This is a genomic window from Niameybacter massiliensis, assembly GCF_001282685.1.
In the GTDB taxonomy this organism is placed as follows: Bacteria; Bacillota; Clostridia; order Lachnospirales; family Cellulosilyticaceae; genus Holtiella; species Holtiella tumoricola.
Genome location: NZ_LN875035.1, coordinates 2856169 through 2869729 on the forward strand (window position 1 = coordinate 2856169; position 13561 = coordinate 2869729).

At 35.5% G+C, this 13561-nt stretch carries 12 protein-coding genes and 1 pseudogene; 1 reads left to right on the plus strand and 12 read right to left on the minus strand.

Annotation, left to right across the window (positions count from 1 at the left end; translation table 11 throughout):
• Positions 1 to 349: 349 nt before the first annotated feature.
• From BN2390_RS19035 to BN2390_RS19080, 10 genes and pseudogenes are all read right to left on the minus strand, one after another.
• Entirely contained in the window at positions 350 to 589 is a 240-nt protein-coding gene (locus BN2390_RS19035) for a hypothetical protein (RefSeq protein ID WP_053985875.1), read from the minus strand.
• An 8-nt stretch (positions 590 to 597) separates the two neighbouring features.
• Complete coding sequence (locus tag BN2390_RS19040; RefSeq protein WP_053985876.1) at positions 598 to 975, minus strand: SHOCT-like domain-containing protein; 378 nt, start codon at positions 973 to 975, stop codon at positions 598 to 600.
• 20 nt (positions 976 to 995) lie between these two features.
• Positions 996 to 1358: a DUF2089 domain-containing protein gene (locus BN2390_RS19045; RefSeq protein ID WP_053985877.1), complete on the minus strand. Its 363-nt coding sequence runs from the start codon at positions 1356 to 1358 to the stop codon at positions 996 to 998.
• 283 nt (positions 1359 to 1641) lie between these two features.
• A complete protein-coding gene (locus tag BN2390_RS19050) occupies positions 1642 to 4500 on the minus strand; it encodes a glycoside hydrolase family 38 N-terminal domain-containing protein (protein ID WP_053985878.1) in 2859 nt (952 codons plus the stop codon).
• A gap of 130 nt (positions 4501 to 4630) precedes the next feature.
• The gene (locus BN2390_RS19055; protein WP_053985879.1) at positions 4631 to 5311 is read right to left on the minus strand and encodes a YoaK family protein; all 681 of its coding nucleotides are present in this window, start codon (positions 5309 to 5311) and stop codon (positions 4631 to 4633) included.
• A gap of 118 nt (positions 5312 to 5429) precedes the next feature.
• Positions 5430 to 6254 (minus strand): XdhC family protein, encoded by an 825-nt coding sequence (locus BN2390_RS19060; RefSeq protein WP_053985880.1) that lies wholly within the window; start codon positions 6252 to 6254, stop codon positions 5430 to 5432.
• A complete protein-coding gene (yqeB, locus tag BN2390_RS19065; RefSeq protein WP_198524949.1) occupies positions 6247 to 7038 on the minus strand; it encodes a selenium-dependent molybdenum cofactor biosynthesis protein YqeB in 792 nt (263 codons plus the stop codon). Before yqeB ends, BN2390_RS19060 begins: the two co-directional genes overlap by 8 nt.
• Before the next feature lie 18 nt (positions 7039 to 7056).
• Positions 7057 to 7779 carry a selenium cofactor biosynthesis protein YqeC gene (yqeC, locus tag BN2390_RS19070; protein WP_053985882.1) on the minus strand — a complete coding sequence of 241 codons (723 nt, stop codon included), beginning with the start codon at positions 7777 to 7779 and terminating at the stop codon, positions 7057 to 7059.
• 141 nt (positions 7780 to 7920) lie between these two features.
• Complete coding sequence (truA, locus tag BN2390_RS19075; RefSeq protein ID WP_082238873.1) at positions 7921 to 8658, minus strand: tRNA pseudouridine(38-40) synthase TruA; 738 nt, start codon at positions 8656 to 8658, stop codon at positions 7921 to 7923.
• A pseudogene (locus tag BN2390_RS19080) lies at positions 8645 to 8941 on the minus strand (undecaprenyl-diphosphate phosphatase); the annotation flags it as partial. The gene truA and the pseudogene BN2390_RS19080, both read right to left, overlap by 14 nt.
• A gap of 132 nt (positions 8942 to 9073) precedes the next feature.
• Here BN2390_RS19080 and BN2390_RS19085 point away from each other — a divergent pair.
• On the plus strand, positions 9074 to 9961 hold the full coding sequence (locus tag BN2390_RS19085; protein WP_053985885.1) for an alpha/beta hydrolase: 888 nt from the start codon (positions 9074 to 9076) through the stop codon (positions 9959 to 9961).
• Between the two features lie 83 nt (positions 9962 to 10044).
• Here the strand turns inward: BN2390_RS19085 and BN2390_RS19090 are convergent, their stop codons facing one another.
• On the minus strand, positions 10045 to 11793 hold the full coding sequence (locus tag BN2390_RS19090; RefSeq protein ID WP_053985886.1) for an ABC transporter ATP-binding protein: 1749 nt from the start codon (positions 11791 to 11793) through the stop codon (positions 10045 to 10047).
• Positions 11794 to 11795: 2 nt separating this feature from the next.
• On the minus strand, positions 11796 to 13520 hold the full coding sequence (locus BN2390_RS19095) for an ABC transporter ATP-binding protein (RefSeq protein WP_053985887.1): 1725 nt from the start codon (positions 13518 to 13520) through the stop codon (positions 11796 to 11798).
• Positions 13521 to 13561 lie beyond the last annotated feature (41 nt).

Here is a 13561-nt window from a genome sequence, read left to right on the forward strand (position 1 = left end):
GACCGTGGCAGTCTTCTCATTTAGTTACATATCTATTGACACTTTTCTTAAAGCCATGTTCAATGCTATAACACACTTCATCTAAAGGTATGATTCAGATCTCTTTGCTTACGGTTAGTTACCCAGACAACCTGCAGTGATAACTATAATAATAGCTCTTTCACCAACGGAACCTCTGTTATACACACCAACACAAATAGTTCATACTCTCACCTTTATATGAATGATTCTATCGTACTGAACCCGTGCCTTACTCTTTAGTCAATAAATCATATTGCCACAAACACAACGAGCCAACCGAAGTCAGCCCATTTTAAGGGGGAGGCTAATTTCGGTTGGCTTGTTGTGTTTATACGATAATCTTCACTTCATCTCCATCTGCACTTTGTACATCTACAAGATGAAGTCCTTTATAACCCTTTAATGATTTTTTTATTACTTTACAACATTGCAAAATAGATTTCTTTTGCTCCTTAGATAATTGCTCCTTCACAGCAAACCTCATAGCAGCTCTTACACCTACTCCGCTTAAGCAAAGTGGAACAGGAATAAAGAATCTACGTCCCTCTGTCTTAATAATGATTCGCATAGTTTCACCTACTCAATAACAATTCTAACTGTATCTCCATCTGCTGAATCTACACTTACAATCTCACCCATTACTTCACTATCTAAGCAAGCAACAACAGTTTCTACAAGTTCTTCTACATTAACACCTTGTAATTTCCCCTTCGTTATAGGAAGTGTCCCTGAAACTTTTAGAATTTCTTTAATCACTTTAACTGGTAATTGTACATTAACTTTATCCCCATCAGCACTAAATACTTTGATTCTTAAAAATTTATCTTCATACTTTTTGGTACTTACTGCTGGTACATTAGAACTATTAAAAGCTTCCATTAATTCCTTTGCTTTATCTGCTGAAATCTTACCTTCTTCTACCATTTTTAATATACGTAATACTTCTTCATTCATTATATATTCCTCCCAAATCCCTATTTTTTTAATTCCTTAATTGCATCATCTGCTGAAATCTCACCTTTTTCTAAAGCATCTAAAATATCACTGTTTGCTTTAGACTGCTTCCCTTCTTTAGGTGTAAATCCTAAACTTATAATCACTTCATCTAACTTCGCTCTTACTGTGGGGTAAGAAATCCCTAGTTCCTTCTCTACCTCTTTAATACTTCCTCTACATCTAATAAAAGTCTCAATGAAATAAAGTTGCTCTGCTGATAAATAATCAAACCTTGAAAGCTTAAAATTATTCTCGATACTAGTATCACAATGTTGGCATTTCAAACGTTGTGCTATGAGTTGATGTGAACATACAGGACACTGGCTAATTATATTGTGCATTCATTCACCTCTTTCTAAATTCATTATATTCAGAACTACTCATTTTGTAAAGTGATATTTTAATTTTTTTATATTTAAAATTAAAAATATTAATATCACACGTATCATTATTTGATATTATCAATTTTAATATTAATTTTTTTAATTTATCTTTTTTATATTTTATGGTTCCATATTAAAAACACACCTATTAGAAGATTGAAGCGTTTATCTGTATAAAAAACCTATAGAATAGATTTTCACTATCTATTCTATAGGTTCTATTTTTAAATCCTTGGAAATTTTATTTAGCTTTAATACATAAAGTTTGAATACTATAAGGTGCAATGAGACTACTTACACAGTTTCCTTCTACTGTAAGCTCTTCCCCTACTTGTCTTTCTAAGAAATCAACAGGGTAGGCTGTCTCAATTTCTCTTGCAAATTGGCATGCAACAGTTGTCTCTAAGCCATTTACTTCATGGTAGCGTACAATCCATGCTTGATCTAAGCCCTCTGCCTTCTTAATAGTATCAACGATAATCCCTTCTCCTTCTACTTTAAGGAATGACATGGTTTGTGGCAAACTTCCTTCTTGATTTGGTTTACAACCAATGACATCCACTTGGTGGTTAAGGAGTGCGGCTTCTTGTCTAGCTTCTTCAACTCTACCTACACCTATTACAAAGTCAAAGCTATGTGTACCATTTTCAGGATGTGTATCTGGATGATGACTGCTTCTAAGAAGTGAAAGCGCTAAACTATTTTGAAGTCCTCTATAGCCATATTTAGATTCACTTGTTAAATAAAGTCCATAGTTAGACTGACAATGTGCCCATCCAAAGCTACTTGCTGGTACATCTTCTACAAGTGGCAAGCGAGTCACTTCGCCCATTGGCACGTCATAGATAAATTCTCCTGTATGTTGTTTTAAGTGAGCTTGGAAATTAAGTTGTGGTGTATAGGTAGTATCGCCTATTTCATTCCACATAGTCTCTACATGATATTCCACTGAATGTTTGCCTTTGTAAAGGGTTGCTGTCACCTTAAGTGTAGAATGAGCAAGTTTCATTGTATAGCTTAGACTCTCAGCAGTTGCCCCCTTATGTTTCTTAATATCAATACATTCTCTTTTTACATCATCTATGGTTACATAGCGCCCAACAATCCATGCATTAGCTTCTTTACCATCTTCTTTAATATAGTGGAAGCCTGCACCTTTTCCCTCTTCTAGCATTTCTTCTTCTCTTACTTTGTCAAAGAGTGAAGTCATATCTAGTGTTGTAGGATCAAAAGTTGCTCTTACATAATCATTTTCTAATGTATAATCCATATAAGTGTTCACACGAGAATCTTTTGCAAAGGCTGATGAATGACTCATGTCTTCTTTTTGTGTCACTAAAATGGTCTCATAACCATAGCTTGGAAGTGCCACTTCTACTAAAAGTCTAGTATACCAATGGCCCCAATATTGATTATATCCATCTTCTTGCTTTTCGAAGTTAAGTGCTTCTCCTTTTGAGTTGTATACTGCTAACTGATTCAAGTCTTCTTTGTAGTCCCATATCATCACTTCTACATAACGCATAGCTGTATAAGCTGTATGATTGAATAAAGTATAAAGTCTTGTTGCACCGCCATATCTGGCATTTTGTGAAAGGCCTAAGTTAAAGGATACGCCTTCTTTACCAATCATACGTCTTGTATGTACACCAACTCCAGCACCTTCTGCTGTTTCTACTTCATGGCTCAACTTACTTGTAATCTCTGTTGTATCAATTTGTCTAACTAGATTTTCTAACTCCAGTTTTCTTATGGTATTTGCTCCAGCCATAATGTCTTGGAATTTGCCTAATGCATATTCTCTTGTAAAGTTTATACCACATCCTGGTAAGATATCGTGGAATTGGTTAAAGAGTGTTTTTTGCCAAGCATCTTCAAAACCTTTATTAGAGTACGGTCTGCCTAATAAAGCATGTGTCATACTATTGATATATTCTGAATCTACAATTACATTTTCACTATAACGGTTTGCCATTTTTATACGTGAAGAAGATGTAAAACATCCTGTAAGTGTAAAGTTTAATTCATGATCCACAACAGGTAATGTGTCTTTTGCATGTTCGACAGCTTTGAAATAATTATGATAGGTACTGAATTTTAAAGTTGGATAAATTGGCCAAGTATTCATATCTTGAAGTTTTTCAATATCTCTTCTTGTTGGTCCGCCCCCATGGTCACCTACACCATAAACATACAGACCATCTTTAACCCCAAATGGATTACAGATTTCTGGAATATGACTAAAAGAATTACCTGTAATAGAATTCGCATACCAAATAGGTTCCCTATAAGCTAAAAGACTTGCGCCTGATGGAGATTGCCATTTGTATAAACTATGACCTTCTAAACCTCTACAGTGATAATAGTATTTCACACCACCATTTGCTAAAATTTCTGGAATATGGGCTGAATGTCCAAAGCAATCTGGCTCAAAATCTAATTGTAATGTATCTACATCTATATCAAAAAGTTTGGATAAGTAGTTTTTAGTATAAAGAATATGTCTTGCAAAGCTTTCCCCACTAGACATATTACGATCATTTTCAACCCATGTAGAAGCAGCTAGTTCCCATCTGCCCTCATGTACATATTGCTTGATTTCTTCAATCATCTCTGGACAATAGTCCTCAATGATTTGATAAGTAGATGCCTGTGATTGAGAATAGGTAAAATCTTTATATTCCCCTAAGAGATTCAACATGGTTCTAAAAGTATCAATGGTTACTGACACAGTCTCATGCCATCCCCACATCCAGTTCATATCAATATGAGCATGTGCCACACAGTGTACCGTATAAGCCTTCATTTTCTCACTTAAACTTATCATTTCTTGCTCAAATTCTAATACTTGCTCTTTTGTAATATAACCTTGTGTCTTTTTAAGGTTTAGGACTTTCTCACTAACACTTTCAATAAGAGCATGATCTGTGCCCTCTTGTGCTAATGAACATGCCATGGCAAAACGTATTTGTTGTAAAATACGGTCTTCCCAATAGCTTGTACCTCCATCTAGAGCTGGGTTATTCACCTCAACCATTTGATTCCAATAATGCCCGGTATAATCTTCTCTGTACTTCATCAGTTCATTATATGCTTTCATATCTTGATCATCCTTTTTAGTAGAGTGATTTTGCTATACCTCAATTATACCGAATTCTATCTCCTATCAACATGTCCTATCTTATCCTTTTCATGTACTTTTTTACCTATCTTTGACCCTACTAAATAGATTAAATATCTCTTCTTTTTTCTATATACAATAAAATAAAAACTAGTCCTAACACAATATTTGCAAGGCCCACAGCTTTGGCTTCATATTCCATTGTTATTAAAGCCCCCAACCATCCTCCTATTACGAACATAAGGGTAATCCCTAAATAGATCATTCCATTTTCTAATGCATCCGATTCTTTAGTTATAGAATAATGTGAAAAGCGCTCTGCCACGTTTTTTAAGTTACCTGTAAACATCACTGTTGAATAAGAGTTGCCATTGACCTTACGAAAGCCTTGTACTTGTAAGGCACATACAAAAGAAACCATAATATTCGCAATGACATTAAGTTTCCCCTCTGGAATAAACATAACGATAAATAAAGCTACTATCTCAATACCTAGTAAAAAGTGTAACCAGTCAAAGTACTTCCCTTCCTTCATTTTGAACTCTATAATTTTGGCAAGCCAAATTCCCCCTACAAAAGATGAAATAGGTAAGATATAATAAAGTACTTTTTCCAAATTACCTTGAGCAATATTATATCCTAACAAAACTAAATTGCCTGTCTGTGTATTGGCAAAGACTTTGCCCCTTGCTAAATAAGAATAAATATCTAAATAACCACCTACAAGTGCAAGGAGCATGGCAATACTAAAAGACTCTGCCAGTTTATCTTGCTTTAAAAGTTGCTTCATTGTTTTATCCTCTATCCTTATTTTCTTTAAAAATAGAGTTGTCCACTCTGCTTACTTTTATTCCAAAAAGAATCCACTGTTTATCGTTTTAAGCAGTGGATTCCTCTTATAACTTTTCCTATTCAACTATGGTTTCAATGAGTACTTTAACAATACCACCGCATACCATATTAATATTACCTTTTGCCTTACTTATCATATTACAGTCCATATATTCTGTAGTGTTTGTTCCTACTAATTCTTTTGCTCTTTCTATAACAAGGTTCTCTACATTGCCACCACCAACTGTACCTATAACTGTACCATCTTTTTTCAGTACTAAAGTAGATCCTATGCCTCTAGGCGCACTTCCTTTTTTCTCTACAATTCTTGCCAATACTGCTACTTCATCCCTTAACATGGCTTGAGTTACATCATTCCCTACATAGCCTTCACTACTTAATGTGTTTTTCACCTGTACAAGCTCTGCTGCCACACTTACTGCAATCTCTGCTGGTGTGATTGCACTACATGGAAGGCCTATTGGTGTATGTACTTGTTTAAGTAAAGCTTCATCATAGCCGACTTCTTTCATATGTTCCATAACTACTTTAATCTTAACTTTGCTTCCCATCATACCCACATATGCAAAGTCTCTATCAAGTACTGCTTTTAAGCAATCTGTATCATGTGCATGCCCTCTTGCAACAATGGTAAAATAGCAGACTTCAGGATGTTCAATCTCACGAATCGCCTCTACAAAAGGCTTACATATAACTGTTGCATTTGGAAATCGTTCTGTGTTGGCAAAGCTTTCTCTATCATCAATCACAACCACTTCAAAGTCTAGCATGTGGCCCATCTTGGCTATATAGTAGCCTACATGACCTCCACCACAAATAACAAGGACTGGTTTAAATCTTTCCATTTCTTGTGCAAGTTCCCTTAACGCTTCTCTATTCATTTTTACATGCTCCTCTCATAACGGCTTCTAATACGCCGCCACCTATAGATCTACTTTTATCAGATATACTAAAGCAATGCTCTCTTACGCATCTTGGGTCAATATCCCCACATTTAAAGCCTTTGGGCACCATCATGTTGTCTATTAACATCCCTCTTACTATTCCACTTAACTCTGCTAAAATAGGTGTATCATCTACATAGGCTACAATATCTCCTTTTTGTACCTGATCACCTATATGTGCAACAGGTTTAAATACCCCCTCTTTAGTTGAACGAATAATACGTTCTGTAGTATAGCCACCTATATCACCTGGAACACCTGTGTTAGGTATAGCACTTCCTTCTACAATAACACGTCCTAGATAATGTCCACGTTTTGTTTCTACTACATAATCACAGTCTTGTCCTGCTGTAAAGCCTGGTCCAACACCTATTACAATGGGTGCATCTTCTTTTTTTGTTCCTATATTACGCTTGGCTATAATGGCATCTACTACTGCATCTGGTTTAAGTGACTTGATAATTTCTGCTTCAGGATCAATAACTACTGGTATTTGCTTATGCTTTAAGGTGTTTTCTACCTCTTGTAGATTGTTACAAAGTACTGCTGTTACACCCTCTACACAGATACTTCCTGTATAAACTACGCTTGCAAAAGCTACGGTATGTCGTACAACTGTAGGCTTTGCAATCTCTGTCATCACAACATCAAATCCAGCTACACTTAATCTATAGCCAATGCCTGTGGCTAAGTCCCCTGCACCTTTTATAATGACTAACATCATCATCCTCCTCAATTCCTATTGAACTTGTTTCCAATATCCTTGGTTAATTGCTGCAAGTACAATTGTGTCTTTATAGTTTTCTTTTAAACACTGTGAAAAGCATTCTAATACTTTTGCTTCTATTAAATCAATCTGATTGATAAGGATAGTTTGTGCTTTCTCATCTATGCCTTTTTGCAATCCTACTTTACTTGTTATAAGGGTTATAATATCCATCTTACTGATGAGATGAGATGCCTGTACTTCTAATAGTGCCATTGCTCTTTCTTTTCTAAAACAGCAGGATTCAAGAGGTACATTTAAGGCTTTCATACCTACTACAATAACCACCTTCTGGGTAGATTTAGGGATAACAGGTTCATGCTCAGCTGGTACTTTGATAGGTAGATGCTTGGAGCCATCTCCTTCAACTAATACATATTCAGCCAACTGCTCCATCATCTCAATTTGTTCATCTGATACACTTGTAATTTTTCCTTCTTCATGACTTTGCCCTATAACAATGAGTGTGTTTTGCATTAAAGCTTCTCTTATTCGCTCCTTAGCTGGATTGATTAGGACAATTTTTGCTTGCTCTTTAGTCGGATAATACATCTTGGTCGTCGTTGTAACAATAACACTTTTATTTTGTGCCTGTAATTCCTTAGCTACTTGAAAAATAGACGAAGTCTTGCCTCCTCCTCCAACAAAAGTGGTTACCCCTGGATTAATCTCTAGACACTCTATAAGTTTTTTCATTTGCGTTCCTTCTTTTATAGTTTCCTATATTTAACAAATTCTACTTCTATTATAACTTACTTTACAATAATAGTGAACTAAAAAGCCCTTGCTAGAGACATTAACTTATATCTCTAGCAAGGGCTTTAAAATACCTTTATATTAATACTTTACTTCTACTAATGAAAGCGCTTTAGGTTTAGCTATAGGATAGCCTGCAGCCTTTTCTTCTTTATCCATTACTTCTTGTGTTTGTTTTGCTGTTACTGTACCTCTACCAGCTTCAATGAGTGTTCCGATAAGCATTCTTTGCATATGAAGTAGAAAATCATCTGCTGTTATTTTAATCTGAATCATATCTTCTGATTTAATAATTTCAATGCTATGAACTGTTTTTGTTGTTGATTTACCATTTGGTTTTAAACTAGTGAAGCTTTGGAAATTATGTGTCCCTTCAAAAACAGCAGCAACTTTTTGCATGTTTTCAAGATCAAAGTCCTCATCCATATGATGCACATATTTTCTTGTAAAGACATTTCTAGTCTTTCCACAATTAATAGTGTACATATAAGTTTTAGCTTTTGCATTATAACGGGCATGGAAACGCTCATGCACTTCTTCTATACTTTTTACCACAATATCTTCTGGTAAAAACTCATATAAATAATCTAACATAAGCTCAGGGCTTAATGTACATTCTGTTTTAAAATTTGCTACATAGTTTTCTGCGTGAACCCCAACATCTGTGTGACCACACCCAATAAGCTCTACTTTTTCCTCTGCCATCTTCTCAAGCACAGCTTCTATTTTAGCTTGTACTGTAAGATCTGTGTCTTTTTGAGTTTGAAAACCTTTATAACGACTTCCATCATATTGAATAACCATTTTAAAATTTCTCATTAAATTTACCTATATACTTTCTTTTGAATGTAGCCTTTATTATAACGTTGATTTTATGATTTAGATAGTCCCTTTTATTGGCTCTCCTTATAAATACAGTGAAGTGATGTTTCTTAATGTATTGCATTAACCCTTTAATAACTATAATAGATACTACAACGGCTACTACCATTGCCACTAATAATATGGTAAGCTCTGCACTTGTAAAGACAACTCCAAACTTAAGTACTTTAAGCAAGCTTGCTCCAAACATGACCGGAATAGCTAAGAAGAAAGTAAATTTAAACATTAATTATCAACGCTCTCTCATTCTAAATCATTGTTTATTAGACTTGCTTCCTTATTTACTTGTAATACTCTAGGTCATTATCTGTATATAAATGAGATGAATACTTTTATATTGGAGGAATATGCTATGGATTTACCTTTTCTTCCTGAAGAAGCACAAGTAACCTTTGATTTTTCTTCTATTAAGCGTAAATGGCTCAATGTCCCTTATGCAAATAAGTCCCCTGCCCAAAAACTTGATATTTTCTTACCTAATGGAAATGGCGACCATTATCCTGTCATTATTATTATTCATGGAGGTGGCTTTCGTTTTGGTGATAAACAAGGTATTGAATTAAAAATGGCTTTAGAACCTGGTGTTAAGCGTGGTTATGCCATAGTCTCTATTAATTATCGCTTGAGTACAGAGGCTACTTTTCCTGCTGCTCCCCAAGATGTTAATGCCGCCATCCGATTTATACGTAAAAATGCTTCTCTATATCACTTAAATCCTGACAAAATTGGGCTATGGGGTTCTTCCTCTGGTGGTAATTTAGCTGCTTTAGCAGGTACAACAGGATATACCCCTGTTTTTGTAGATTCAAGCTTGGGGGCACCTAGAGTTCCTTGGAATGTTCAGGCTGTAGTTGATTTCTTTGGACCTATTAACTTCTTAACTATGGATCCTCAATTTGTTATTAATGGGATTGCAGGTCAAGTTCATGATAGTCCTGATTCTTTTGAATCCTTATATTTAGGTGCGCAAATCACTAAAGTTCCTGGCAAAGTTAAACAAAGTAATCCAGAGACCTACTTAAACCGCAAAGCCCCTCCTTTTCTTATTGAACATGGTACAAAAGATAAAAATATTCCCTATCAACAATCTGTCGTCTTCTCTCAGCAATTAATGTATAACATCCCAGATACATTTATTAATCTCCGCCTTATAGATGGTGCTGGTCACGGTGGACCTCTATTTGAAACGCCTGATAATATTGACTTAGTCTTTAACTTTTTTGATCTTTATTTGACTTAATATATAATTGTCCTTTTATAACATAAAAAACTCTCAAGCTGTGGTATATCACAGTTTGAGAGCTTTTGTATTTTCGCTCTATTCTATATTGCAAATTGGCTATTATAAAGTTCAGCATAGAAACCTTTTTGCTCTAAAAGGCTTTCATGGTTGCCCTGTTCAATAATCTTGCCCTCTTTCATCACTAAAATGACATCTGCATTTTGAATGGTAGAAAGTCGGTGAGCTACAATAAAGGTTGTTCTACCTTTCATCAATTTATTGAAGGCACTTTGAATTTGAATTTCTGTTCTTGTATCAATAGATGAGGTAGCCTCATCTAAAATCAACATAGGTGGCTTACAAAGCATTACTCTTGTAATACATAAAAGCTGCTTTTGTCCTTGTGAAAGCATGCCGCCATCTTCACCAATAATCGTATCATACCCCTTAGGCAGACGTTTGATAAAGGAATGGGCATGAGAAGCTTTCGCTGCTTGAATGATTTCCTCTTCCGTAGCACCTGGTTTACCCATAATAATATTTTCTTTGATGGTTCCTTTTTTGAGCCAAGTTTCTTGAAGCACCATACCATAATTAGATCGTAGACTTTTTCTTGTCATCTGACGTATATCTGTTTCCTCTACACAAATTGTACCTTGATCTACATCATAAAAACGCATGAGTAAGTTGATAATCGTTGTTTTACCACAGCCTGTAGGTCCTACAATGGCTACCTTTTGTCCTGGCTTGATGGCAATATTAAAGTTTTCAATAAGTTTTTTCTCTGGTACGTAAGAAAAACTTACATCATTACAAGTAACTTCCCCTTGCACATCTTCTAATACAATAGCATTTGCTGGTTCTTCTACTTGTGGCTCTTCCTCAATAAGTTCAAAGATACGCCCTGCACAAGCAATGGCATTTTGAAGTTCTGTTACAACGCCTGAAATTTCATTAAATGGCTTTGTGTATTGATTAGCATAACTTAAGAAACAAGATAATGCTCCCACTGTCATTTTTCCTGTAATAACTGCAAATGCGCCTGTAAGTGCTACGCCAGCATAAACAATACTATTTACAAAACGTGTACAAGGATTCGTTAAAGATGAGAAGAAAATAGCGCGCAAAGAGTATTGAGCAAGTCTATCTCCAATTTCATCAAACTGCTTCATGGCTTCTTCTTCGTGACCATAGGCTTTAACAACTTTTTGATTGCCTATCATCTCATCGATGAAAGCTGTTTGTTCACCACGTGCTTCAGATTGTAATTTGAACATACTGTACGTTTTCTTCGCAATAAAACTTGCTACAAAAAGAGATAGTGGCGTTACAAGTACAACGACAAAAGTAATCCCTACATTAATCGTAAGCATAAAGATGAGTGTCCCTACAATGGTCATTACCCCTGTAAAGAGTTGTGTAAATCCGAGGAGTAATCCATCTGCAAATTGGTCTACATCTGTAATGACACGACTTACAATCTCACCTTGTGAGCGTCCATCTAAGTATTTAAGAGGAAGAATTTCTATTTTATCAAAAGCTTCTTCACGAATATCACGTACAACTTGATAGGTCACTTTATTATTGATGGTATTCATCATCCACTGGGCAAGAGCTGTTACACCTACCATGATTACAACGTTAATCAAGTGTCCTAAAATGCCTTCAAAATCTACACCACCATATACAATACCATCTATGGCCTTACCTATTAAAATAGGTACATAAAGGGTTAAAATAACAATCACAACAGCAAGTAGAATGGAAAGCGCCATCAGTCTAGTATATCTTTTAATATACTGCATGACTTTCTTAAGGATAGCTTGTTGGCCTTTTTTATCTTGTTTCATCCTTATGCCTCCTCTCTTTTAAATTGAGAATAATAAATCTCATTATACACTTCACAGTTTACTAAAAGTTCAGTATGTGTCCCTTTACCAACCATCTTGCCATCATCTAATACAATGATTTGATCAGCATATTGAATGGAAGATGCTCTTTGAGAAACTATAAAGACTGTGGGACTACCCTCTAATTCCTTAATTGCTTTACGGAGTTTAGCATCTGTTGCAAAGTCTAATGCGGAGGTACTATCATCTAAAATTAAGATTTCAGGTTTCTTCACTAGCGCACGTGCAATACTCATCCGCTGTCTTTGCCCACCTGATAAGTTCTTCCCTGCTTGGTCAATTTGCCCTTTCAAGCCTCCCTTACTTGCAACCACATCACTTCCTTGTGCAATCTCAATGGCTGCTTCTAGCTCTTCATGGGTCGCATCTTTTTTACCCCATTTAATATTACTTTCAATATCTCCTTTAAAAAGGACTGCCTTTTGCATGACAATCCCTATCTTATCTCTTAAAATGTCTGAAGCATAAGCTTTAACATTCTTTCCGTTGATGAGGACCTCACCGGATGTAGCATCATAAAATCTAGGAATCATATGTATAAGAGATGTTTTACCTGAACCCGTTCCACCTATAATACCTATTGTTTGGCCTTTTTGTACACTAAAATCTATTCCTGTTAAAGAAGCCTCCCCTGCACCTTCATAAGTTAAAGATACATTTTTAAATTCAACAACAGGTGCCTTGGTAGCTTGGCCAAAGATTCTTTCTAAGCCTTCTTCCATGCTGGATTGTATGTCAAATACTTCCGAAATACGATTGCCACAAGCTACAGATTTATTAATGGTAATGATCAAACTTGCAAGCTTAATCAGCTCCACTAAAATTTGAGACATATAGTTATAAAGAGCAACCACTTCCCCTTGGCTCAGTACACCATGATCCACTTGGATAGCGCCTGTCCATATCAATAGGACAATAGCCACATTAATAATGACATAGGTAAAAGGATTCATTAAAGCAGAAATTCTTCCTGCTTTTTGTTGTATCTTTGTTAACGCTTCATTTTTGATTGCAAAAGCTTCTACTTCCTCTTCTTCTTTACAAAAAGCACGAATAACACGCACACCTGCTAGATTCTCTCTTGTACTACCAAGTACACCGTCTAACTTTTGTTGAACTGACTTAAGCATTGGGATATTTAATAACATAATCCCAAAAACTACAAAAGATAAAAGAATAATCGCACCTACAAACAACATGGCTGACTTTACATCAATAGTAAATGCCATAATCATTGCGCCAAATACAACAAACGGTGAACGTAAAAATAGGCGTAACACCATGTTTACACCATTTTGTGCTTGATTGACATCACTTGTCATACGGGTAATCATTGTTGAAGTTCCTATTGTATCTACTTCAGTAAAGGATAACCCTAATAAATGCTCAAAAAGTGAATGTCTTAACTTGGTTCCAAACCCTACAGCAGCTTTAGCTGAAAAGTACTGGGCTGTGACAGAGCAAATAAGACCAATGAGTGCTAATAATACTAAAACGACAACCATTTTAGTAATGTATCCCTGATCACTAAGCCCTATCCCTTGGTCAATAATGGCAGCAACTACTAATGGCACAAATAATTCAAAAGAAGCTTCTAACATTTTAAATAAAGGTGCTAGTACACATTCTTTTTTATAATCTTTTAGATAGACTAATAATTTTTTCACCCGTTCATCTCTCCTTTTCTACAGTATATAGTATGACTTCA

Bases quoted from the DNA above. Each gene is read 5' to 3' on its own strand.
- BN2390_RS19060 (WP_053985880.1), bottom strand. From the start codon at position 6,254: ATGAATAGAGAAGCGTTAAGGGAACTTGCACAAGAAATGGAAAGATTT.
- BN2390_RS19055 (WP_053985879.1), bottom strand. From the start codon at position 5,311: ATGAAGCAACTTTTAAAGCAAGATAAACTGGCAGAGTCTTTTAGTATT.
- truA (WP_082238873.1), bottom strand. From the start codon at position 8,658: ATGAGAAATTTTAAAATGGTTATTCAATATGATGGAAGTCGTTATAAA.
- yqeC (WP_053985882.1), bottom strand. From the start codon at position 7,779: ATGAAAAAACTTATAGAGTGTCTAGAGATTAATCCAGGGGTAACCACT.
- BN2390_RS19050 (WP_053985878.1), bottom strand. From the start codon at position 4,500: ATGAAAGCATATAATGAACTGATGAAGTACAGAGAAGATTATACCGGG.
- BN2390_RS19090 (WP_053985886.1), bottom strand. From the start codon at position 11,793: ATGAAACAAGATAAAAAAGGCCAACAAGCTATCCTTAAGAAAGTCATG.
- yqeB (WP_198524949.1), bottom strand. From the start codon at position 7,038: ATGTTAGTCATTATAAAAGGTGCAGGGGACTTAGCCACAGGCATTGGC.
- BN2390_RS19035 (WP_053985875.1), bottom strand. From the start codon at position 589: ATGCGAATCATTATTAAGACAGAGGGACGTAGATTCTTTATTCCTGTT.
- BN2390_RS19045 (WP_053985877.1), bottom strand. From the start codon at position 1,358: ATGCACAATATAATTAGCCAGTGTCCTGTATGTTCACATCAACTCATA.
- BN2390_RS19085 (WP_053985885.1), top strand. From the start codon at position 9,074: ATGGATTTACCTTTTCTTCCTGAAGAAGCACAAGTAACCTTTGATTTT.
- BN2390_RS19040 (WP_053985876.1), bottom strand. From the start codon at position 975: ATGAATGAAGAAGTATTACGTATATTAAAAATGGTAGAAGAAGGTAAG.